The sequence below is a fragment of the Vreelandella mediterranea genome (assembly GCF_970647075.1).
Window position 1 is genome coordinate 869,642 of the sequence record NZ_OZ310198.1, and the last position, 22,511, is coordinate 892,152.

General features: G+C 60.8%; 19 protein-coding genes. 7 read left to right on the forward strand and 12 right to left on the reverse strand.

All coding sequences use genetic code 11. The features are described from left to right. Positions 1-143 precede the first annotated feature (143 nt). On the forward strand, positions 144-2,567 hold the full coding sequence (locus ACWFVE_RS04075; RefSeq protein WP_447528015.1) for a mechanosensitive ion channel family protein: 2,424 nt from the start codon (positions 144-146) through the stop codon (positions 2,565-2,567). On the opposite strand, the gene ACWFVE_RS04080 is transcribed toward ACWFVE_RS04075, so the two are convergent. Together ACWFVE_RS04080 and ACWFVE_RS04085 are read right to left on the reverse strand one after the other, a co-directional pair. Next, positions 2,478-2,915 (reverse strand): hypothetical protein, encoded by a 438-nt coding sequence (locus ACWFVE_RS04080; protein WP_447528016.1) that lies wholly within the window; start codon positions 2,913-2,915, stop codon positions 2,478-2,480. The genes ACWFVE_RS04075 and ACWFVE_RS04080 overlap by 90 nt on opposite strands. A 14-nt stretch (positions 2,916-2,929) precedes the next feature. Then, a complete protein-coding gene (locus ACWFVE_RS04085) occupies positions 2,930-3,922 on the reverse strand; it encodes a DnaJ domain-containing protein (protein ID WP_447528017.1) in 993 nt (330 codons plus the stop codon). Between the two features lie 158 nt (positions 3,923-4,080). On the opposite strand from ACWFVE_RS04085, the gene ACWFVE_RS04090 reads away from it, so the two are divergent. After that, complete coding sequence (locus ACWFVE_RS04090; protein WP_447528018.1) at positions 4,081-5,496, forward strand: hypothetical protein; 1,416 nt, start codon at positions 4,081-4,083, stop codon at positions 5,494-5,496. Positions 5,497-5,597: 101 nt separating this feature from the next. Here ACWFVE_RS04090 and ACWFVE_RS04095 read toward each other — a convergent pair whose 3' ends face one another. The 8 genes from ACWFVE_RS04095 to ACWFVE_RS04130 all read right to left on the reverse strand — a co-directional run bounded on the left by ACWFVE_RS04095 (position 5,598) and on the right by ACWFVE_RS04130 (position 13,568). Continuing rightward, positions 5,598-6,731 carry an aminotransferase class V-fold PLP-dependent enzyme gene (locus tag ACWFVE_RS04095; RefSeq protein WP_447528019.1) on the reverse strand — a complete coding sequence of 378 codons (1,134 nt, stop codon included), beginning with the start codon at positions 6,729-6,731 and terminating at the stop codon, positions 5,598-5,600. 15 nt (positions 6,732-6,746) lie between these two features. After that, complete coding sequence (gene cdd / locus ACWFVE_RS04100) at positions 6,747-7,157, reverse strand: cytidine deaminase (RefSeq protein WP_447528020.1); 411 nt, start codon at positions 7,155-7,157, stop codon at positions 6,747-6,749. A gap of 13 nt (positions 7,158-7,170) precedes the next feature. Next, positions 7,171-7,896 (reverse strand): purine-nucleoside phosphorylase, encoded by a 726-nt coding sequence (gene deoD, locus ACWFVE_RS04105; protein ID WP_447528021.1) that lies wholly within the window; start codon positions 7,894-7,896, stop codon positions 7,171-7,173. A gap of 43 nt (positions 7,897-7,939) precedes the next feature. Continuing rightward, a complete protein-coding gene (locus tag ACWFVE_RS04110) occupies positions 7,940-9,178 on the reverse strand; it encodes a phosphopentomutase (protein ID WP_447528022.1) in 1,239 nt (412 codons plus the stop codon). Further along, on the reverse strand, positions 9,178-10,521 hold the full coding sequence (deoA, locus tag ACWFVE_RS04115; protein WP_447528023.1) for a thymidine phosphorylase: 1,344 nt from the start codon (positions 10,519-10,521) through the stop codon (positions 9,178-9,180). Before deoA ends, ACWFVE_RS04110 begins: the two co-directional genes overlap by 1 nt. Next, on the reverse strand, positions 10,521-11,306 hold the full coding sequence (deoC, locus tag ACWFVE_RS04120) for a deoxyribose-phosphate aldolase (RefSeq protein WP_447528024.1): 786 nt from the start codon (positions 11,304-11,306) through the stop codon (positions 10,521-10,523). The genes deoA and deoC overlap by 1 nt, the downstream gene beginning before the upstream one ends. Before the next feature lie 93 nt (positions 11,307-11,399). Next, positions 11,400-12,683: a NupC/NupG family nucleoside CNT transporter gene (locus ACWFVE_RS04125; protein ID WP_447528025.1), complete on the reverse strand. Its 1,284-nt coding sequence runs from the start codon at positions 12,681-12,683 to the stop codon at positions 11,400-11,402. Between the two features lie 36 nt (positions 12,684-12,719). Then, on the reverse strand, positions 12,720-13,568 hold the full coding sequence (locus ACWFVE_RS04130; RefSeq protein WP_447528026.1) for an outer membrane protein OmpK: 849 nt from the start codon (positions 13,566-13,568) through the stop codon (positions 12,720-12,722). 636 nt (positions 13,569-14,204) lie between these two features. On the opposite strand from ACWFVE_RS04130, the gene cyoA reads away from it, so the two are divergent. From cyoA to cyoE, 5 genes are read left to right on the forward strand one after another with little or no spacing between them, the layout of a single operon-like run. Continuing rightward, positions 14,205-15,194, forward strand: coding sequence for a ubiquinol oxidase subunit II (gene cyoA / locus ACWFVE_RS04135; RefSeq protein WP_447528027.1), 990 nt, complete (start codon positions 14,205-14,207; stop codon positions 15,192-15,194). Positions 15,195-15,197: 3 nt separating this feature from the next. Continuing rightward, positions 15,198-17,174 (forward strand): cytochrome o ubiquinol oxidase subunit I, encoded by a 1,977-nt coding sequence (gene cyoB / locus ACWFVE_RS04140; protein WP_447528028.1) that lies wholly within the window; start codon positions 15,198-15,200, stop codon positions 17,172-17,174. After that, positions 17,174-17,794: a cytochrome o ubiquinol oxidase subunit III gene (cyoC, locus tag ACWFVE_RS04145; protein ID WP_447528029.1), complete on the forward strand. Its 621-nt coding sequence runs from the start codon at positions 17,174-17,176 to the stop codon at positions 17,792-17,794. The genes cyoB and cyoC overlap by 1 nt, the downstream gene beginning before the upstream one ends. A gap of 1 nt (position 17,795) precedes the next feature. Beyond that, the gene (gene cyoD, locus ACWFVE_RS04150; protein ID WP_447528030.1) at positions 17,796-18,122 is read left to right on the forward strand and encodes a cytochrome o ubiquinol oxidase subunit IV; all 327 of its coding nucleotides are present in this window, start codon (positions 17,796-17,798) and stop codon (positions 18,120-18,122) included. After that, a complete protein-coding gene (gene cyoE, locus ACWFVE_RS04155) occupies positions 18,080-19,000 on the forward strand; it encodes a heme o synthase (RefSeq protein ID WP_447528031.1) in 921 nt (306 codons plus the stop codon). The genes cyoD and cyoE overlap by 43 nt, the downstream gene beginning before the upstream one ends. A gap of 85 nt (positions 19,001-19,085) precedes the next feature. Here the strand turns inward: cyoE and pta are convergent, their stop codons facing one another. Together pta and ACWFVE_RS04165 are read right to left on the reverse strand one after the other, a co-directional pair. Beyond that, a complete protein-coding gene (pta, locus tag ACWFVE_RS04160; protein WP_447528032.1) occupies positions 19,086-21,266 on the reverse strand; it encodes a phosphate acetyltransferase in 2,181 nt (726 codons plus the stop codon). Further along, positions 21,263-22,444, reverse strand: a complete 1,182-nt coding sequence (locus ACWFVE_RS04165) for an acetate/propionate family kinase (protein WP_447528033.1) — start codon at positions 22,442-22,444, stop codon at positions 21,263-21,265. The genes pta and ACWFVE_RS04165 overlap by 4 nt, the downstream gene beginning before the upstream one ends. Between the last annotated feature and the right edge of the window lie 67 nt (positions 22,445-22,511).

The window sequence follows — 22,511 nt, forward strand, 5'->3', positions numbered from 1 at the left end:
GTTTAGGCCTTCACCCTATCATAGTCAGGCGGTAGGCTAAGCGATATTCATCGTGGTCTGGTCACTTTGCCTCGTTACCCACCACCGTTATTGGGTCGTTCATCAATGAGACCGACACGCATCGGTCGAGCCTGGAGGAGCATGTGCGACAGCACTGGTTGATCACTGTCTTTTTGAGTGTCGCGCTATGGGTAATGGTGGGCGCGGCGTCTTTGGCGCAGGCACAAAGCGTGGGGCTGCCCAGCCTTACCAGCAGCGACGATACGGCCGAAGAGGAGTCGGTGAGTAGCAGTGAGTTTCAAAACTCGCTGTCCGACGTCATTACATTGTTGGAAAACGATGAGCAGCGCCGGGCCCTTCTCAACTCGCTGCGCGAGCTGCAGACCACGAGCGAAGCCGCCGAAGAGGAGGGCGTTGCCCGCCAGGGGCTTTTGGGCGCGCTTGCCGATACGTTGAGTGACCTGGGGGACCAGGCGCAATCGGGTAATTCCCCGGTCGATGAGTGGTCTCGCCAGCTTTTGCAGGGCGCCCAGGATCTGCGTGCGCTCAATGAAGACACCAACCAGGGCGAAGCGATCCGCGAGGTCGTGGACGGCGCCATTCTGGCGGCGATATGGGTATCCCTATTGATCGCGCTGATCGCCTTTGGGCGGCTTATTGCCACCCGGCGCGAGTGGCCGCTCGATCTTCCGCGGGATCCCAAGGCTTGGCTTTTGGTCGCGCACTTCTTTCGCCGCATGCTGCCCTGGACGCTCTCGTTTGCGGTCATTCTAGGGATCGGCCAGCTTCTGCCTTACAGCGCCGGGCGCACGCTGATACTGGTGATTGCCTACGTCTGCCTGTGTGGGCGGGCGCTTTCGGTGGTGTTCGAGACGGTCATTGCGTTTTTCAGCCGCGGCCACCGCTTTACCGCGGTACAGCTGATGCAAAACCAGGCGCTGCGCGGGCTGTTCGTGATCGGCGCACTGATCGCCTTGGGCGATGCAGTGAACTCCACCCGGCTGGTCGATCTGCTGGGCGCCGAGCTTGCAAGCCTTACGTCGGTGCTGGCCAATATGCTGGCGGCGGTGCTGGCAGCGCGGTTTATCTTCAAGTTCAAGCGCCCAGTGCGCCACCTGATCTGTAATCGGCCTTATAAACAGCGCCGCGATGCCAGCGCGGCGGTCGAAATGGTTCGTACGCTGGGCGGGCTTTGGCACATTCCAGCGCTTTTAATGGTGGGTGGCTCGCTTTTGGCGATCTTCATCACCGTGGGCGACGTGGCCACCGCACTTGCCCGTTCGATCATCTCCGCAAGCCTTTTGGTGCTGACGCTTGTAGCCACGGGGCTTCTGCGCCGCCAGGCTGAACGGCTCACCAAGCGCCGTCACCGCCGGCGCCATAGCCAGTACCGCAAGCGCCTGGAACGCTTTGGTTTCGTGCTGGCGCACCTGTGCGCGTGGATGGTATTTGCCGAGCTTTCCATGCAGGTATGGGGTGGCTCGCTGTTCGGCCTGGGCCAGCAGGCCGTGGCAAGCGCGCGGATTGGCCAGGCGCTGGTGAGTCTGGGCGCGACGATATTGCTGGCCTGGCTTGTGTGGATCTTTGCCGACACGGCGATTCAGCGGGCGCTGACCTCGTCGGCACGCTCGCGCGGGCGCCGGGTCAACCAGGCCCGGGCGCAAACCATTACGCCCATGATTCGCAACGTGATTTTCGTCGCTATTTTGATCATCGCGGTGATCGTCGGGCTTGCCAATATCGGGGTTAACGTGACGCCGCTGCTGGCCGGTGCCGGTGTCATCGGTCTGGCGATCGGTTTTGGCGCGCAAACCCTGGTGCAGGATTTGATCACCGGTATTTTTATTTTGATCGAAGACTCGCTGGCCGTGGACGACTTCGTTCAGATCAACACCCACATGGGCACGGTCGAGGGGCTGACCCTGCGCACGGTGAAGCTGCGCGATTTGGACGGCGTGGTGCACATCATCACCTTCAGCCGCATCGAATCGATTCATAACATGTCGCGCCAGTTCGGTATCGCCCTGATGCGTATTCGAATTCCGTTTGATATGCACATCGACGACGCCATTACGCTGATGCAGGAGACTGCCCAGGAGCTGCGTAAGGACCCGATGATGCGCCACTACATCTGGTCGCCTCTCGAGATGCAGGGGGTTCAGGGCTTCGAAGATGGCTGTCCGGTGCTGCGGATGCGCTTTCGTACCGCCCCGGAGATGCAGTGGGACGTCTCCAGGGCGTTCAACTTGCTGCTCAAGCAGCGCATGGAAGCGCAAAACATCGACCTGGGTGTGCCGCGGCTTAGCGTGAGCATGGAGCCTCGTTCTCAGTCAGAGGTGGAGGAGAGCGCGGGGACCGATTTCTTTATCGAAACCAGCGGTGACGACCCCGAGGGGCCGCGTCAGCGGCCCGCACCGCCCAAACCCGCGCCACGGCCTACGAACGCCGAAACGCGCAAGGACGAGCGCGAGCGCCAGTCAGACCGAACCCACCCCAAACCGAACGAGCAGGGCGAGCCCCAAAGCGAGGCCTACGCTAGCACCAACGGCGAACACGGCGACGAGTAGCCAGCCGCCGCGAAAGCGCTTCCAGCGGTCGTAAAACGTCACCGCTTCGCCAAGGCGCTGGGAAAGTTCGTCCAGCCGGGGCGCGGTGTTGTCTGGCGGCATCGAGAAGTCGTTGGCGGCGTCGCCCTGCCAGTGCGGGGCGTGACTTAACCCAAGCCCTGCGCGCAGGCGACCGATATCGCTTAGCGTATGGTGCATCGCATCGTAATGGGCGCGGTGGCGGGCCTCGGCCAGGGTTGCCTCGGCGTCCTCGCGCAGTGCGCTGTTAGCGCACTTTTCCAGCGCGCTGTTAAGCGTCTGCTCGTCCACCTCGGGGGAAAGTGCCAGCCGTTTGTAAAGATCGCGCATGTCAGAACCCTTCGTTAAAGCGTCGCTTTGATCAGATAGTCGTAGGCATTTTTTATACGCTGAAACCGTTGAGAGGCCAGCGCTATGTGGTGCTCGCTTTTGGTGTAGAAGCGGTCCGGGTGGTGCAACTGCGCCATGCGCCGGTAGGCGCGGCGAATCTCCGCGCGACTGGCCCCGGGGGAAAGCTCCAGCACCGCCAGCGCCCGGCGGGTCTGGTAACCCCCGGCGGGCTCGACGCGGGTATGCTGCTCGCGGTGGTTGCGGTGTTGTCGCTCGTGCTCGCGGCGCTGTTCGTGCTGGGCGTTTTCGCGCCGCGCCCGTTCGCGGCGGGCACTTTCCTGGCGCCCTCGCTCCCGGCGCGTTTTTTCTTCGCGGGCGCGCTGCTGTTCGGCGCGTGCTCGTTCGGCCTGTTCATGGCGTGCTTTTTCCCGTTCGGCGTGCTCGCGCTCTGCCTTTTCACGCTCGGCCTTTTCGCGTTCGGCTTGCTCCTGAGCTTTTTGGGCCTGGCGGGCTTTCTCTTCGCGGTAGGCGGCGTCGTGGTGCAGCCAATAGCCGCGGCGGCTGATATCCTCGGGTAGCTCTAGCGCGCTGCCGGTGAGTTCTTGAAAAAGCGAGACCAGGGTTGCCGGCGCAATGGTGAGCACGTCGGCCAGAAAGCGCAGCACGTAATGGTTGGCGGGGGACAGCTTGCCGTCGTCGGTGGCCAGCGCGATGGCCTGATGCATGATGGCCAAACGGCGCGGCTCGTCGCACTCGCTGCGCACTATCTCGGCGGCCAGCTGTAGCGCCTTGAGATCCTGCTGGCGGGCAATATCGAACATCACGCCCTGTGCGTGACCGTGACGAAACTGCGCGGTGACCTGGGCCAGGCGGCGGCGGCGCTGGCCTTCGGAAATATGCTGGCGCTTGGTCAGCACCCAGGCCAGCAAAAGAAGCACCGCCGTATCCACTTGGCTGCGGCTTTTAACAAGCACACGCTCAAAGGTAGAAAAACGGGCGGTGGGCATCCCCTGGCTCCAAAAGCGATGAAAGATTAGCGGGCAATACTCGCCCGCGTACTGCACGATAGCAAGCCCATCCTGGGCTACGCTTGGGGAGAGTCTTCAAGGCCAGCGCGTTCGAAGGCACATGATGAAACATTTTACCTTAAGGAGATAGCAGGCAGGTGATTAACGTCGAGCGTAAAAACAGCTTTCAGCTAAGGCTTACCCGGCGGCTGAAAGAGGAGACGTCGCACACGCTGGATGTTTACCTGTTTGTTCCCGGTGAGCTGGGGCTTAGCACGCAGCTGGTCACTGAAGAGGCCTTCTTTCATAGCGCCGTTCAGGTATCGCGCACCTACTACAGTGACCAGTACCACCTGCCGCTGGTGCATAGCCGCTTGGCGAGCCGCAACCGGCTGGGCAGCGAGTCCTACCGGCTTGGCTTGAGCCTTTACGCCTACCAGTACGTTATTGCTTTGGAGCAGGCCACTCAGTCGTTACTCACCGATGCCCGAGCGCTACGCGTCGAGAAAAAAGAGGCGCTTTCCGAGGCCGAGCGCGAAAGCCAGCAGGCGCTTCTGGATAAGGTCGATGAAATGAATGACCTGAGCGAGGGCATACTTAGACGCCTGCGGCGTAACGAGCCAAGCGACGAGGCGCTTTACAAGTATTTCGCCAATATCGACAACTATCTTTCCTGGTTCACCGAGCAGCAGCGCCTGACGCTAGTGGCACACCTGCCGCGGGGCGGGGTGTTCAACCCGGTGCGTAAACAGCTGGTCGCGCTTTGCGAGCTCGAGAACGACTACCGCCGTGAGCGGCAGTACAACGCCGAACGGGTCATGGCCGACCCCACCCGCATGTCCAACAAGATGCGTTTGATGCGCCGGTTGATCGAGCACCCGATTACCCTCAAACAGGCTTCGCTCGAGCTGGGTCATGGCGAGCAGCGGGCGGTGAAGGCGCTAGCAACGGCGGTGGTCATGTCGTTTGTGACGCTGGGGGTTTTGCAGGCGCGGGATGTGGTGGGGGACATTACTGCGCTGTTCGTACTGGTGATGGCGATCCTGTACGCCATGCGCGAGGTATTCAAGGATGACCTGCGCAATACGCTGTGGCGGCTTCTGCGCAAGGGACGGCCCAAGTGGCGCCGCCGGTATCTGGACCCGACGCGCAACGTGCTGGTCGGCAAGCAGCTCGAATGGTTCAACTACAAGCGCTTTTCATCACTGGACGAAGAGATACAAAAACTTCGCCACCGAAGCGTTGCCCAGCGCGAGGAGTTGGTGCTGCATTATCGCTCGCGTTCGCGGATGTCCCCCACGCGCTTTTTGAGTGGCTATGAGCACACCCGGGAAACGTTGACGCTGGATATTTCGCTCCTCACCCGGCTAATGAACAAGGGCAAGCACCATATCTACCGGCTGAAAGAGGGCCAGGCGGTGCGCGAAAGCGTCGAGCGCCGCCACCTGTTCAACCTGGTGATCCGCGAAACCGGCAGTGAAGACACGCCGCAGCTGGTGCGCTGGAAGGTCGTGGTCAGCCGCTCAGGGATCGTCGATGTCGAGCGGGTCGAGCAGAAAGGCGCATCCCGGTAACGTAAAGCGCCCTTTGGGGCGCTTTGACGATTGACCGCTTATCCCTCATCCACTCTACTTACCGATTCACGATTCACGATTCACGATTCACGATTCACGATTCACGATTCACGATTCACCGCTTCGATCGCCTTTTCCAGCTGATCGACGCTGCGCTGGGTATGATGAAGCTTGTCCAGCCCAAAAAGGCCGATACGAAAGGTCTGGAAGTGATCGCCTTCGTCACACATCAACGGCACGCCACCGGCGACCTGCACCCCCGCCTGGCCTAACTTGCCGACCAGTGCGGCATCGCTTGTGTAGCTCACGACCACCCCCGGCGCCTCGAAGCCCTCGGCGGCCACGCTTTTGAAGCCCTGGCGTGTCAGCATATCGCGCACCGCGCGGCCGAGTTCGATCTGCTCCTGCTTCACCTTGTCGAAGCCGTACTCGCGGGTCTCCTGCATGATGGTACAAAGCGCGCGCAGAGCATCGGTGGGCATGGTGGCGTGGTAGGCGTGACCAGCGTTTTCATACGCCTGCATGATGCCGTGCCACTTGCCCAAATCGCAGGCGAAGCTGTTGCTCTGGGTGTTTTCCAGGCGCTTGACGGCGCGGCTGGACAGCATGACCATGGCGCAGCAGGGCTGGCCGCTCCAGCCTTTTTGCGGCGCGCTGACCACCACGTCGATACCCAGGTCCTGCATGTCCACCCAGAGCGTACCCGCGGCGATCGCGTCGAGTACGAACAGCGCGTCCACTTCCCGGGCAGCCGCGGCCACTTCGCGAATATAGTCGTCCGGCAGCAAAATACCCGCCGAGGTTTCCACCTGGGGGGCAAAGACGACCGCCGGCTTTTCGGCGCGAATACGCTCGGCGACTTCGCTTGCGGGCATCGGCGCGAAAGGCGCCTGGGGGGCGTTTTCCTCTACCCGGCGCGCCTTGAGCGCGGTGTGATCCTCGGTCAAACGACCCATCTCGATGATCTGGGTCCAGCGGTAGCTGAACCAGCCGTTGCGAATCACCAGCACTTTCTCGTCCTTCGCGAACTGGCGGGCCACGGCCTCCATGCCAAAAGTGCCGCTACCCGGCACGATAACGCTGGCCTGGGCGTTATAGACCTCCTTGAGCGTGGCGGAAATGTCGCGCATCACGTGCTGGAAACGCGCGGACATGTGGTTGAGCGAACGGTCGGTGTAGACCACCGAATATTCGAGCAAACCGTTAGGGTCGACGTCGGGCAAAAGGGCCGCCATGGGCTTCTCCTGGAGTTAAGGGCGCGCAGGCAACTGCTCGGGGCCGAAGGCATCGGGCAGCAGCGTCTCGATGGTGTAGCTCTTGAGCCGTTCGCCGGCACGGGAGACCACGTGGATCTCGGTGTCGGGGGTGGCGAACTCGCGAATGCGCTGGCGGCAGTCACCGCAGGGCGTACACAGGTGCTCGCCCGGGCCCATTACGTACACTTTCGAAAGCGTATGGTGACCGGCGGTGACCATGGCCGAAATCGCCGAGCCCTCGGCGCAGATGCCCTTGTAATGGGCCACCTCGACGTTGCAGCCAACGAACTGCTGGCCATCCGGCGTCTCCATGATGGCGGCGACCGGGTGGGCGGAGTAGGGCACGTAGGCGTTAGCCAGGGCGCCGGTAAGGCGTTCTACCAGCGCAGGATCTACCTGATTCATCGCAATCTCCGGTTCAGGCGTTGACGCCCTTGTCGCGCAGCACGGCGTCGAGGGCGATGGTCATCATGTCATTGAAGGTGGTTTGGCGATCGGCGCTCGAGAGCGAATCGCCTTTCAGGATATGGTCCGACACGGTGCAGATCGTCAGCGCCCGGGCGCCGAACTCGGCGGCCACGCCGTAAAGCCCGGCCGCTTCCATCTCGACGCCGACGATGTTGAAGCGCTTCATTAGCTCGGCCATCTGCTCCTGGGGGTTGTAGAACAGGTCCGCGGAGAAGATGTTGCCCACTTTCACCGGCACACTGTGCGCCTTGGCGGCGGCCACGGCGTGGCTCGCCCACTCGAAATCCGCAAGGGCGGCGAAATCGTGGTCGTTGAAGCGCATGCGATTGACCTTGGAGTCGGTGCTCGCGCCCAGGCCGATGACTACATCGCGCAGGTTGACGTCGTCGCGCACCGCCCCACAGGAGCCCACGCGAATGATCGACTTCACCCCAAACTCAGTGATCAGCTCCTTGGCATAGATGGAAACCGAGGGGATCCCCATGCCGTGGCCCATCACCGAGACCTCGACACCCTGGTAGGTGCCGGTAAAGCCGAGCATGCCGCGCACGTCGTTTACCTGGCGCACGTTCTCGAGGAAGGTGTCGGCAATGTACTGAGCGCGCAGCGGGTCGCCGGGCATTAAAACGGTATCGGCGAAGTCGCCAGATTCTGCGTTGATGTGGGGCGTTGCCATAAATGCTCCTTAAACGATCAAACCTTGAGCGGTCAAAAACGAATCAGACGAAGGCGGGCAGAAAGCTTTCGCCGTCGTCCATTGCGCGCAGCACGAAGAAGTCGGCAAGGGTCTGGCCGATATCGGCGAAGGTGTCGCGTTTGCCAAGCGGCCCTGGGGTAAAGCTCGCGCCGCTCACCAGAATCGGCACGTACTCGCGGGTGTGCTCGGTGCCTTTCCAGCTCGGGTCGCAGCCGTGGTCCGCGGTCAGTATCACCAGGTCGTCCTTGTCGAGCGCGCCCATCAACTCCGGCAGGCGGGCGTCGAAATCCTCGAGAGCGGCGGCGTAGCCGGGCACGTCGCGACGGTGGCCGTAAAGCGAGTCGAAATCGACGAAGTTGGCCATGATGAACGTCGGCTTCTCGCGGGCCTCGGTGCGCGCGATTTCCCCCAGGGTGGCGTCCATTAGCGCGTCGTGGCCGCTGGCTTTCACCTTATGGGTAATGCCACAGTGGGCGTAGATGTCGGCGATCTTGCCAATCGAGACCACGTCGCCACCGGCTTCGGCGAGCTTTTGTAGCACCGTGGGCGTAGGTGGCTCGATGCTGTAATCGCGGCGGTTGCCGGTACGCGTGAAGCTTGAGGCGTCATCGCCGACGAACGGGCGGGCGATGACCCGGCCAATGTTGTAGGGCTCGAGCAGCTCGCGCACGGTTTCGCACAGCGCGTAGAGGCGCTCGAGGCCGAAATGCTCTTCGTGGGCGGCGATCTGAAAAACCGAGTCCGCCGAGGTGTAAACGATCGGCTTGCCGGTTTCGACGTGCTCCTCGCCCAGCCGCGCGATGATCTCGGTGCCCGAGGCGTGGCAGTCGCCCAGCGTGCCGGGAAGCCCGGCCTGCTCGACGATCTTGTCCAAAAGTGCCGGCGGGAAGCTGCCTTCTTTGTCCGAGAAGTAGCCCCAGTCGAAACGCACCGGGACCCCGGCGATTTCCCAGTGGCCGGACGGCGTGTCCTTGCCGCTGGAAATTTCCTGGGCGTGGGCGTAGGCGCCCTTGAGTTCTTCGGGGAGCTCGACGCCTTCGGCCACTTGGCCGGTGGCATCGCGGTGGGCGTGAAAAAGCCCGAGCTTTGCCATATTGGGCAGCTTCAAGGGCCCTTGGCGAAAGTCGGTGTCGGCCTCGCCGCGGGCGCAGGCGGTTGCGATATGGCCCAGGGTGTCGGCGCCTTCATCGCCGAAGGCCGCGGCGTCCGGCGCCGAGCCAATACCAAACGAATCCAGTACTACTACGATCGCGCGGCGCATTAGGCTTCTCCTCTAAAGGTGTCCTGTATCAGCGTATCGGCGTTGACGGCTGATTGTCCCAGGGTGATGGCGGCCTTGAGCTGCTCGGCGGCGCGGTTGGCGGCCTCTTCGCTCTGGGCGTGAACCATGGCCAGCGGCTTTTCGCCATCGACCCGGTCACCGATTTCGGCGATCTCGCTAAAGCCGACGCTGTGATCGACGGTGGCGTCGTTGCGAAGGCGCCCGCCGCCAAGCTCGACCACGCTCATGCCGACCGCACGGGTGTCGATACGGCTGACGATACCGGACTCGGACGCGTAGACCGGCTTCACGACCGCCGCCTTGGGCAGGTAGCTGTCCGATTTCTCCATGAAGTCGCTCGGTCCGCCAAGTTCCGACACCATACGGGCGAAGACTTCGGCGGCCGCGCCGGACGTCAGCGCTTTGTCGAGCTTCGCAAGGGCCTCCTCGCGATTAGCGGCCAGCTTGCCGGCCATCAGCATCTCGACGGCAAGCTCCCGGGTGACCTGCATCACGCGGCTCTGCGGGCGCTCGCCGCGCAGCAGGGCCAAGGTGTCGACGATTTCGACCGCGTTACCGGCACTGGGGGCCAGCGGCTGGCTCATGTCGGTCAATAGCGCGGTGGTCGGGGTGCCTGCCTGAGTTGCCACGTTGGCAATGCTTTCGGCAAGCTCCCGGGATTTTTCCGGCGTGGGCATGAAGGCGCCGCTGCCGACTTTGACATCCATGACCAGCGCGTCGAGCCCGGAGGCGAGCTTCTTGCCAAGGATAGAGGCGGTAATCAGCGGGATCGACTCCACGGTGGCGGTAATGTCGCGCACGCCGTAGATGCGCTTGTCCGCCGGCGCCAGGTTGCCGGTCTGGCCGATGATCGCCACGCCCGAGGATTTCACCACCTGGCCGAAGCGCTCCGGGGCGGGGTAGGGGTCGTAGCCGGGGATCGACTCGAGCTTATCAAGCGTACCGCCGGTATGGCCAAGCCCACGCCCGGAAATCATCGGCACGTATGCGCCGCAGGCGGCGACCCAGGGGCCGAGCACCAGCGACACCAGATCACCCACGCCGCCGGTGGAATGCTTGTCGACGATGGGGCCGGGCAGGTTCATCGAGCCCCACTCCATGACGTGGCCGGAGTCACGGGTGGCGGTGGTCAGCGCCACGACTTCTTCGCGGCTCATGCCGTTCAAATAGACCGCCATGGTGAAAGCACCGATCTGGGCATCGCTGATGCGGTCATCGGCCACGCCTTGAACGAAGTGCTTGATCTCCTCAAGCGGCAGCGCCTGGCCGTCGCGCTTCAAGCGGATGAATTCCTGGGGGAGCAGGGCGTGCTGGGAAGACATTAGTATTCTCCTTCTTCCGGCGCGGTGTCGGTGGCGTTCAAAGTCATGAGGACGTTACCCAATAGGCTCGAGGCGCCAAAACGGAAATGCTGGGGTGTGACCCAGTGTGGGCCCATGATGCTGGCGGCGAGTTTCATGTACTCGATCGCTTCTTCGACGGTGCGTACGCCGCCGGAGGCTTTGAAGCCCACTTCCTGGCCGCTTGCCTTGATGGCGTTGAGCATCACGTCGGCGGCTTCTAACGTGGCATTGGTTTCGACCTTGCCCGTCGAGGTCTTGATGAAGTCGGCGCCGCCTTCGATGGCAAGCTCGCTCGCCCGCTTGATCAGCGCAGGCGTTTTCAGCTCGCCGGTCTCCAGGATCACTTTCAAAAGCGCCTGGCCACCGCAGGCGGCCTTACACATTTCGACCAGCTCCCGGCCGGTTTCTTCATCGCCGGCCATCAACGCGCGATAGGGGAAAACCACGTCGACTTCGTCGGCGCCGGAGGCAACGGCTTCGCGGGTGGCCCGGGCCGCGCCCATGATGTCCTCGCCCCCCTCGGGGAAGTTGGTCACCGAGGCGATTTTTACCTGGCCTGCCAGGTTGTGGGCGCTCAGGGCGCGCTGAGCGGTCACGATGAACTGCGGATAGATGCAGACTGCGGCGGGCGTGCCGACCGGGGTTTTGACCATCTGGCATAGCGACTCGATGCGCGCGTCGGTGTCGTCGTCGTTGAGGCTGGTGACGTCCATCAGGGCGAGCGCTTGTTTAGCGGCTTGAATGAGGTCGGGTGAGGCAGTCATGGCATTCTCGCGTTGGTATCGATATTTTCAGTGTAAAAAACAAACGGGCATCGCGCGTGGCGTGCCCGTTTTTTGGCGCATTTAAAAAAAGGGCTACGCCGCGACGCTTCCCAACGCGATGAAAAAGCCTGCGATCGAGGCCGACATCAAGTTGGACAGCGTGCCGGCCAGTACGGCTTTGACCCCGTACCGGGCGATTTCATTGCGCCGAGTCGGCGCGATACTGCCAAGCCCGCCCAGCAAGATCGCAATGGAGGACAGGTTGGCAAAGCCACAAAGTGCAAAAGACAGAATCGCTGCGGTATGCGGCGTCATCATCTGACCCGTCGCGGCCACTACCTGTTCCCCATCGATGTAAGGGGCGAGGTTAATGAAGGCAACGAACTCGTTGACGACGATCTTTTGGCCGATGAACGACCCGGCCAGGGTCGCTTCCGACCAGGGCACACCGAGCAAAAACGCCAGCGGCGCGAAAAGCCAGCCAAGGATCATTTCCAGGCTCAACGTCTCGAAGCCGAACCAGCCGCCGACACCGCCCAAAATGCCGTTGATCAGCGCGATCAAGCCGATGAACGCCAATAGCATGGCGCCCACGTTGGCAGCCAGCATCATCCCGGAGGTCGCGCCGGAGGCCGCGGCGTCCAGCACGTTGACCGGCTTGTCGTCCTGGTCCTTGAGCTCTTCGTCCACTTTGGAAATGCTATCGCTATCCGCGTTGTCCTGGGTTTCCGGCATGATCAGCTTGGCGAACAGCAGCCCGCCCGGGGCGGCCATGAACGAGGCGGCCACCAGATACTCCATGGGAATACCCAACTGCGCATAGCCGGCCAACACCGAGCCCGCCACCGAGGCCAGGCCACCGCACATTACGGCGAAAAGCTGCGACGGGGTCATGCGTGCGATGAACGGGCGCACTACCAGCGGCGCCTCGGTTTGACCCACGAAGATGTTGGCCGTGGCCGAAAGCGACTCGGTGCGCGAGGTGCCTAGCGCCTTTTGAAGTGCGCCACCCAAAATGCGGATGACCCACTGCATGATGCCCAAATAGTAGAGCACGGCAATCAAGGAGGAGAAGAAGATGATGACCGGTAGAACCCGAACCGCAAAAACGAAGCCGATGCTTTCGACATCCGCCAGGCCACCAAACAGGAAGTCGATACCGTCGTTGGCAAACACCAGTACCTGGCTCACACCGGCCGAAATCGTTCCCAGAAAGACCTGGCCGAAGGGAATGTAAAGCACGAACGCACCAATGCTCGCCTGAATGACGAAGGCCCCCAGTACGGTGCGCAGACGTATGGCCTTACGGTCGTAGGAGAAAAGCAGAGCAATGGCGACCAGCGTCGCCATGCCGACCAGGCTCATAAGGAGTGTCATAGGGAGATCCTTTGAGTTCGCGAGGCTCGCCTCGGTTTAGAAGAAGTTGAGCTTGACCGAGTAGATCATCGCGTTTTGGTACTGATTCGGTGCGCCTAGCTTGTTATCCGAGTAGCGGTACTGAACGCCGGTGGTGATCAAATCCGCCGGATGCCACCAAAGACCGATCGCCCCGTTGGTGCCAGTACGGCTGGCCGTGCCGCCCACGTAGTTCTGTTCGATGTAGTCGCTGTCGCGATCAAAAGTTTGCTCGTGCCAGTTGGTCACACTGAAGCCCTGATCGAAGGCCGTGAATTCGTAACCCGCGACCCAGCCGGCCATATAACCATTCATGCCAGTGTAGCCGTCACTTTGTACCCGCGCCGGACCAATGAAGGGTTTGAACCACAGGCCGTTATCGAAGGTGGTGCGGTAACCAAGGCCCAGGATCTGATCCTGTTCGCGGCTGTCGAAGCCGTAGTCGCGGAAATCATAGACGTGGGCGTAGAGCGAGAAAGGCGTATCGCCCAGATAGATGTGCGAGGTGACCTTGCCCGCGGTACGAAAGTTATCCTGGCCGTTGCTCGATTCATCGAACTGATCGTTGGTCGGGTTTTCGAAGTCGAAGAAGCCGTAGAACTCGCCCCAGCTAAAACCAACGCCACCTTCGAGCTCCACGTAGGTGAAGTCGCTCTTGGCTGCGTTGTCGGCGGTGCGCCGCTCGGTGCCGCTGGACCAGTCCAAATAGTTGACCGAGACATTGGCAAATGACCAGAGCCGGTCGAGGTTTTGCGGCTCGGGTTCGTTGGCCAATGCCTGGGGCGTGAGCAGCGCGCCTACCAGCAAGGCGCCCGCCCCGCAGAAAATGGATGCGTGCGGAAGTCGGTTAATAGGTAGAACAGTCATAAAGCCTCAAGGTTAACGTGGCACGGCCGCCATCTGGTGTTGTTAGTAGGGCGGTTCAAGTAGTGCGCCGGGGTACGTGGACGCGGGCTGGCATGGCTTTAGATTATAACATTTAGTTTTATTTGTTTAATACCGCTTTGCCCGCCCTCTTCGAGCCTTCAAAAAAGCGCCGCGTGGGTTTGATAGGGTGAAAAGCGAACTTTACCGGTCAATGTGCGCAAATTGGGTGTTGCTCGGCCAGCCTATTTTGCTACTCTTGGCAGCCTCGATGTAATGGTCTCCGATGACGAGCAGATTTCAAAGCGATTTGAGAGACGCTCGAACCGTGAGCCGAGCATCGCAGTGACTTGGCCGAAAGGTGGTATTCATGGGTTTTGAACGGGCAGGGTGCGGCAATGCGTCGCTTTCTGCGCGCGCGTAATCAATAGAAAATACCTCCGCCTTCATTCGTGCGTGAAACGCACGCCAGGTTCGCTACCAACCCCATGCGGTAGCGCATATTTTTCCCGGTGTTATGAGGCCCGCGCCTGGTGCGCCAGGAAAAGTATGGGGTGCTAGTTGGTCTGCTATATGGCATATCGTTTGGCTTGCTGTCTGGCGGCTAGTTTTGAAACGCAACTCTGACGAGATCGCACCATGCAACAACCCTCCAAATGGCGCAGGCGTGGCACTTTCTTCGTGCTCCTCGCGCTGTGCTTGCTCCTTGCAGGCTGTAGCTCGGCCCTGATGGACCCCAAGGGCGATATTGGTGAAGCACAGCGTTCGCTGATTCTCAGTGCCTTTGGCTTGATGATGATCGTGGTGATCCCGGTCATCGTGCTTACGATCGCTTTCGGTTGGCACTATCGGCGCAACAACACCGTCGCGCAGTACCTGCCGGACTGGGCGCACTCCAACGTGATCGAAGGTATCGTGTGGCTGGTGCCCGTTGTCATCGTCGGTATTTTGGCGGTGATTACCTGGCGCTCTTCTCACGAGCTCGACCCGCACCGCCCCCTCGAGAGCGACGAGCCGACTCTTGAAATCCAGGCGGTCTCGCTGGACTGGAAATGGCTGTTCATCTATCCCGAACAGGGCATCGCCACGATCAACGAAGTCGCCATGCCGGTCAATACACCGGTGCGCTTTCGGGTAAGCTCCGGCTCGGTCATGAACTCGCTGTTCATCCCGCGTCTGGGCACACAGATCTACGCAATGGCGGGTATGGACAACGATGTCCATCTCATGGGTAACGAAATCGGTACCTACTGGGGGCGCTCCACCAACTATAGCGGTGCAGGCTTCGCCGGTATGGTCTTCGACGCTCACGTGACATCGCAAGAGAACTTCGATGAGTGGGTCGCGGAAGTCGCCGCGTCACCCAACACCCTGACTTACCCGGAAGGTTACTCCGAACTTGCCGAGCGTTCTTCGTTCGTCCCGGTCGAGTACTTCTCTGACGTAACGCCGGAACTCTACGAGCGGCTAGTAAGCAGTTTCCATACGGGTACAGATCCTGAGACGGAAACGCAGGACGCAGACCGTGCACCGGCCGTTGATACGAATGAAGCCTATCAAACGACCGAAAACCAAGAGGGTGAGGGGTCTGACGACGACCAGCTCATCAGCAATGAGGCGGGAGGGTAAGCCGTGTTCGGTAAACTAAGCTTAGAAGCAATCCCCTTACACGATCCGATTATCGTGATCGTGGGTATTGGGATGATTGTCGGTGCCATCGCCCTGTTGGGCGCGCTTACTTACTTCCGTAAGTGGGGCTGGCTATGGAATGAGTGGTTCACTTCGGTCGACCACAAGAAACTCGGTATCATGTACTTCGCGGTGGCGCTTGTCATGCTGCTGCGTGGTTTCGCCGACGCCATCATGATGCGTAGTCAGCAGGCCCTGGCCGCTGGCGGCTCGATGGGCTTTTTGCCACCGGATCACTACGACCAGATCTTTACCGCCCACGGCGTTATCATGATCTTCTTCGTGGCGATGCCGATGGTTATCGGCCTAATGAACCTGGTGGTGCCGCTACAGATCGGTGCGCGCGACGTCGCCTTCCCGTTCTTGAACAACCTGAGCTTTTGGCTGTTCGCGGTTTCCGCTGTGTTGATCAACGTATCGTTGGTACTGGGTGAGTTCGCCAAGACCGGTTGGCTCGCCTACGCGCCACTGTCGGGGATAGAGTACAGTCCCGGGGTCGGGGTGGATTACTGGATATGGGCGCTGCAGATATCCGGTATCGGTACGACACTGACGGGTATCAACTTCTTCGTCACTATTTTGAAGATGCGTACCAAAGGCATGACGATGTTCCGCATGCCGATCTTCACCTGGACGTCCTTGTGCGCCAACGTGCTGATCATCGCCTCGTTCCCGATTCTGACGGCAACCATTGCACTGCTTACGCTTGATCGCTACTTCGGTATGAACTTCTTTACCAACGAGCTTGGCGGCAACGTAATGATGTACGTCAACTTGATTTGGGCCTGGGGCCACCCGGAAGTTTACATTCTGGTGCTGCCAGCGTTCGGTGTCTTCTCGGAAGTTATCGCAACCTTCGCCCGCAAGCGTCTGTTCGGTTACCACACCATGGTATGGGCCACCGTTGCGATCACTGTTTTGTCGTTCATCGTTTGGTTGCACCACTTCTTCACCATGGGGGCCGGGGCCAACGTCAACGCCTTCTTCGGCATCATGACGATGATCATCGCCATCCCGACCGGGGTTAAGGTCTTTAACTGGATCTTCACCATCTTCCGCGGTCGCTTGGAAATGACCTCGCCGGTACTGTGGACACTTGGCTTTATCATCACCTTTACGATTGGTGGTATGACCGGTGTGATGCTGGCGCTGCCGGCGGCGAACTTCGTGCTGCACAACAGCCTGTTCGTTATCGCGCACTTCCATAACGTCATCATCGGCGGCGTCGTATTCGCCATGCTGGCAGGTCTGACCTATTGGTTCCCGAAAGCGTTCGGCTTCACGCTGAACGAGAAGTGGGGCAAGCGTGCCTTCTGGTTCTGGATCACCGGCTTCTACACCGCGTTCATGCCGCTTTACGTGCTGAGCTTCTACGGTGCGGCGCGCCGCATGCAGTCCTACCCCAACGCTGAATGGCAGCCCTGGATGATCGTTGCCTGGGTAGGCTCGGTACTGATTGCGCTGGGCATCGCCTGTACGCTGGTCCAGTTCTACGTCAGTATCCGCGATCGTAAGCAAAATCAGGACGTGACCGGCGACCCCTGGGATGCCCGTACGCTCGAGTGGTCCACTTCTTCGCCCGCGCCGTTCTATAACTTCGCGCACGAGCCGGAAGTCGGTGACATCGATAGCTTCTGGACGCAAAAGCAGCGCGGTTTGGAGCAGGCAGAAGAGAAGACCTTCAGTGATATTCACATGCCCAGAAACACCGTGGCGGGCCCGATTATCAGCTTGTTTGCGATGATCTTTGGCTTCGCGATGATCTGGCATATCTGGTGGCTGGCGATCGTTGGCGCAGTGGGTACGCTGGTGAGCTTCTTGGCGCGCGTCTTTAACGACGACATCGACTACTATGTCCCGGCCGCCGAGGTTGAGCGGATCGAGCGGGCTCATCAAAAGCGTGTGGAGGCACAAGGGTAATGGCGACAGATACAACGCACCACGGCGCCCATGCTGACGAGCATCACGACCACGATCATCATGATGTAGAAGGTACCAAAGTCTTCGGCTTCTGGGTCTACCTGATGAGTGACTTGGTGATCTTCGGTACGCTGTTTGCCACCTACGCCGTGCTCATGAGGGGCACGGCGGGCGGCCCAACCGGCGCCGATATATTCGAACTGCCGCTGATTCTTTTTGGCACCTTTGCCCTTTTGATCAGTAGTTTCACCTTCGGCATGGGCGTGTTGGCGATGAACGCCAACCGCGTCGGCCAGGTGAAAATGTGGCTCGGTGTGACCTTCGTTCTGGGTCTGATGTTTTTGGGGATGGAGATTTACGAATTCCAACACCTGATTCACGAAGGTTTCGGGCCTGATCGTAGCGCGTTCCTGTCATCGTTCTTTACGCTGGTAGGTACCCACGGTCTACACGTTACCTTCGGTATGATCTGGATTCTGGTCATGCTGGTTCAGCTGTCCACCAAGGGGATCAACGCCCAAACGCGTCCGCGCATGCTGTGCCTTAGCTTGTTCTGGCACTTCCTGGATATCGTCTGGATCTGCGTATTCTCCTTCGTTTACCTGATGGGAGTGCTTTGAGATGAGTCATTCTTCTAGCCAACCGTCCGCTCACGGCTCGACGAAATCCTACGTACTGGGGCTGGTACTCTCGCTGGTACTGACGATCATTCCATTTGGCGCGGTCATGATGGGCTTGTTTAGCACGCCCGTGACGGTCTGGATTATCGTGATTACCGCGGTGCTACAGATGCTTGTTCAGCTTGTGATGTTCATGCACCTGAATACCAAGGCCGACGAAGGTTGGAACATGATGTCCTTCGTGTTCACCGTCTCGATTCTCGCCCTCGTGGTAGGAGGCTCTTTGTGGATCATGCATCATCTGCACCTCAACATGATGATCGGCTAACCACGATGCCCAGCCGGCGGCAGGATCTCCTCGAGCTGACTAAACCCGGTATTATCGGCGGCAATCTGATTGCCGCCATCGGCGGTTATTTTTTGGCCGCCCAGGGGCAGTTCGATGGCATCACCTTCGCCGCCGTCTTACTGGGCATTGCGCTGATTATCGGTTCAGCCTGTGCCTGCAATAACGTCATCGACCGCGATATCGATGCATTGATGGCGCGCACGCGCCATCGCCCGCTGGTTCGCGGTAGCGTCTCGATCACCATGGCGCTGGGCCTTTCAGCGCTGCTGGGGGTTTGCGGTGTGGTATGTCTGGCGCTGGGCACCAACGGCTTGACCGTGGCGCTCGCGGTGATCGGCTGGGGCGTTTATGTGGGCATCTATAGCCTTTACATGAAGCGCAGCTCCGAATACGGCACGCTGGTAGGCAGCCTTTCCGGTGCGATGCCGCCGGTCGTTGGCTACTGCGCGGTCACCGGCACGTTCGATAGCGGTGCGATCGCGCTGCTGGTGATTTTCTGCCTGTGGCAGATGCCGCACTCTTATGCCATCGCGATCTTCCGCTACGCGGACTATCAGCGCGCCTCCATTCCGGTTCTACCGGTGGTGCGTGGCATCAAGACCGCCAAGTACCATATACTCGGCTATATCGTGGCGTTCATTCCCGCCTCGCTTGCGCTGGTATTGGCGAGCAAAGCGGGAATCGGTTATTTGTGCGTGGCACTGGTGATGGGCTTTTATTGGCTCTACCTGGCGCTGCGCGGCTACCGCCTGGAAGACGATGTTCGCTGGGCGCGGCAGGTATTCGGTGTGTCGATTCTCACCATTACCGCGCTGAGTATCATCATGGTGCTGGAAGCCGTGGTACCGCTCGCCTGAAGAGGTGATCGCGGTAAGTAAATGAAAACGCCCCGAGGGTCTCCTCGGGGCGTTTTTCGTTTATGGCCACGTGTCAGCAGACACGCTAGCGCTGGCTGGCCTGAATCGCCGTGAGCGCGATGGTGTAGACGATGTCGTCGACCAGCGCCCCGCGGGAAAGATCATTCACCGGTTTGTTCAAACCCTGCAGCATTGGGCCCACGCTGACCACCCGAGCGCTACGCTGTACCGCCTTGTAGGTTGTGTTGCCGGTATTCAAATCCGGGAAAACGAATACCGTGGCTTTGCCGGCCACGGGGGAGTCCGGTGCTTTCTGCTTGCCGACACTTTCGATGGCCGCGGCGTCGTACTGAAGCGGGCCGTCGATCGCCAGGTGGGGGGCGCGCTCTTTAGCGATACGCGTGGCTTCGCGCACCTTGTCGACATCCACCCCGGTGCCGGAGTCGCCGGTAGAGTAGCTGATCATGGCGACCCGCGGTTCGATACCGAAGGCCTCGGCGGAGCGGGCGCTTTGCAGCGCGATCTCGGCCAGGGTCTCGGCGTCCGGGTCCGGGTTCACCGCGCAGTCACCGTAGACGACGACCTGCTCCGGCAGCAGCATGAAAAAGATAGACGACACCTGGCTGTACGCCGGTGCCGTCTTGATCAATTGAAATGCCGGGCGCACGGTATTGGCGGTGGTATGAATAGCGCCGGAGACCAGGCCGTCCACTTCATCGAGGGCGAGCATCATGGTGCCGAGCACGACGTTGTCCTGAAGCTGGGCTTCGGCGGTCAACTCGTTGAGCTTGCCACGGCGGCGCTCGACCATCGGTGCGATATAGTGGGCGCGAGTGCTCTCCGGGTCGATGATGGTTAGCGCCTCGGGTACGGTTAGCCCGCGGTGGCGGGCAACGCTTTCGATCTCCTCGCGCTGGCCCAAAAGCACGCAGTCGGCGATGCCACGGCGCTGGCAAATAATGGCCGCCTCCACGGTGCGCGGCTCGTTGCCCTCCGGCAACACGATACGCTTTTTGACCGATTGGGCCTGCTTGACCAGCTGGTAGCGAAACGCCGAGGGCGACAAGCGCCGGGTATAGCCCCGGCTCAGGTTGGCTTTTAGCCATTCCAGATCCATGTGCGCGGCCACATAGCGGGCCACTTGCTCGGCACGCTCGAAGTCATCCATGGGAATTTCGCGGCTGACCATGGTCAGGTTCTGGGCGGTGGTCAGGCTGTCGGTTTCGACCGCCAGTACCGGCAGGCCTGTTTTCAGCGCCGGGCGACACATTTCGATCATGTTGTCGTTGGGCATGAAGCCGTTGGTGAGTAGCACCCCGGCAAGCTGGGTACCGTTCATGGTGGCCAGCGCCGAGGCGAGCACGACATCGTCCCGGTCGCCGGAGGCCACGACCAGGCTGCCCGGTGTAAAGATGTGCAGAGCGTTGGCGGCGCTGCGCGCGCACAGGCTGGTAGAGAGGACCCGGCGCGAGGCGGCGTCGCCTTCGTTGAGTACGGTGGCGTTCAGCGCCCGGGCGACATCCAGCGTGCGGGGGGCGTTGAGTGTTTTACTCTGCGGCACGATGCCGATCAGGTGGAAGCTTTCGGTGGCCAAAAAGGGCGAGTAGCGACGCAGCTCCGCCAGGACCGGTTCTTCCAACTGAGGTTTGACCGTGCCCGGTGCGGCGGAGAGCTCGTCTTCGTGGCCGCCGTAGGGCAGGTTTTTCATGCGCATCAAAATACCGCCCAGGGTGCGCTTGGACCCTACACCGCCAAAGCTTCGCGCGTGCATATCGAGCTCTTCGGCCAGCCGCTGGGGCTCGTTCAAATCACCGGTGCCGACCAAAATGATCCGCGCGTTCAGCGCGTGGGCAAGCTGGGCGTTGGTCTGCGTGGCGTAGGTCGTGTACTGGGTGGGGACGACGCCTTCGACGACCACTAAATCCAGCGCAGTGTCGTCACGCTTGGCTTGCTGGAGCACCTGATCGAAGAGCTCGACGGCATCTTCCATCAACTCATCGGTATGGTCATCGCGCAAGAGCCGCTCCAGCCGCGCCTGGGAGATGGGCGAGGGTGGGCGCAGGTTTAGCGTACGCGATACCAGCGCCGTCGAGCGGTCGAGCCCCGGGCCGTTGAGCTCGTTTTGCATGAACGGTTTCAAAAAACCCGCTTTTAGGCCGATGGTATCCAGCGCCTGAATAAGACCCAAACAGGCCGAAGTCAGGCCCGCACCCGCGCTGGTAGGTACCAGCAAAATGGCCTGGGGTTGGTCGTCCGGTGTGCTCATATCAAGGTCTCCAGGCACTGGCGAGTTTCCAGGGCGATGCGCCCCTCTTCATCGGTGGGTATGACCCAGGCTTCCGGGCCGTGGTGGGGTTGGCTGATAAGGCCCTCCTGGCCACGGATGGTGGCCTCGTTCACCGTCTCGCTGAGCGTAAAACCGAAGTGGGGCATCAGGCCGAGCACCCGCGCGCGTACGATCGGCGAGTTTTCACCGATACCGCCGGTGAAAATGACACCGTCCAAAGAGGGTAGTGCGCAGGAGAGCGCGGCCAACGATTTGGCGATTCGGTAGCAAAAAACCTCCAGCGCAAGCGATGCCTTGGGGTGGCCGGCAAGCGCTTGCTCTTCGATTTCGCGCATATCGTTGGTCAAGCCGGAAAGCCCCAAAAGCCCGCTTTGCTTGTTGAGCACCTCATCGATTTTATCCAGTGACCAGCCCAACTGGCGGTGCAGGTGGGCGTGAAGGCCCGGGTCGACATCCCCGCTGCGCGACCCCATGACCAGCCCTTCGAGGGGCGTCAACCCCATGCTGGTATCCACGCTTTGGCCGTGCCACACCGCCGCAGTGGAGCAGCCATTGCCCAGGTGCGCGGTCAGCCAGCCACCTTCGCCTTGGGTGCTGAGTTCGGCGGCGCGGCGGCTTACGAAGGCGTGACTGGTGCCGTGAAAACCGTAGCGGCGGATGCCGTGCTGGGTGTAAAGCGCCTCGGGTAGCGCGTAGCGGTAGGCGCGCTCGGGCAGGGTCTGGTGAAAGGCGGTATCGAACACCGCGACCTGGGGCAATGCCGCAAACACGCTGCGGGTGGCGGTGATGCCGGCCAGGTTCGCCGGGTTATGAAGCGGCGCCAAAGCGGCGGTGGTTTCAATGGCGGCAATGACGTCATCGGTAATCAGCGCGGCCTGGGTGAAGTGCTCGCCGCCATGAACGATGCGGTGACCGACCGCCACGGGCAAGCGGCCCTCCAGGCGATCCAGTATGGCGTTAAGCGCCTGAGCGTGGTCGGCGTGGGGAAGCGCCTGGGTAAAACGTTCCCCCGCGCTGGTTTTCCCCTTCAAGCAGGCCTCGGCGCTGCCCAACCGCTCGGCAAGCCCTGAAAGACGTGGTGTATCGGGGGTCGAATCGATCAGCGCGTACTTGATGGAGGAGGAGCCACAGTTGATCACCAGAACCGGTGCATTCATACAAGCCTTCTCTTGGGTGGGGTTAAGTTAAAGCGGGGAATCGACTTTAGTGTAGCATGACGGTTCT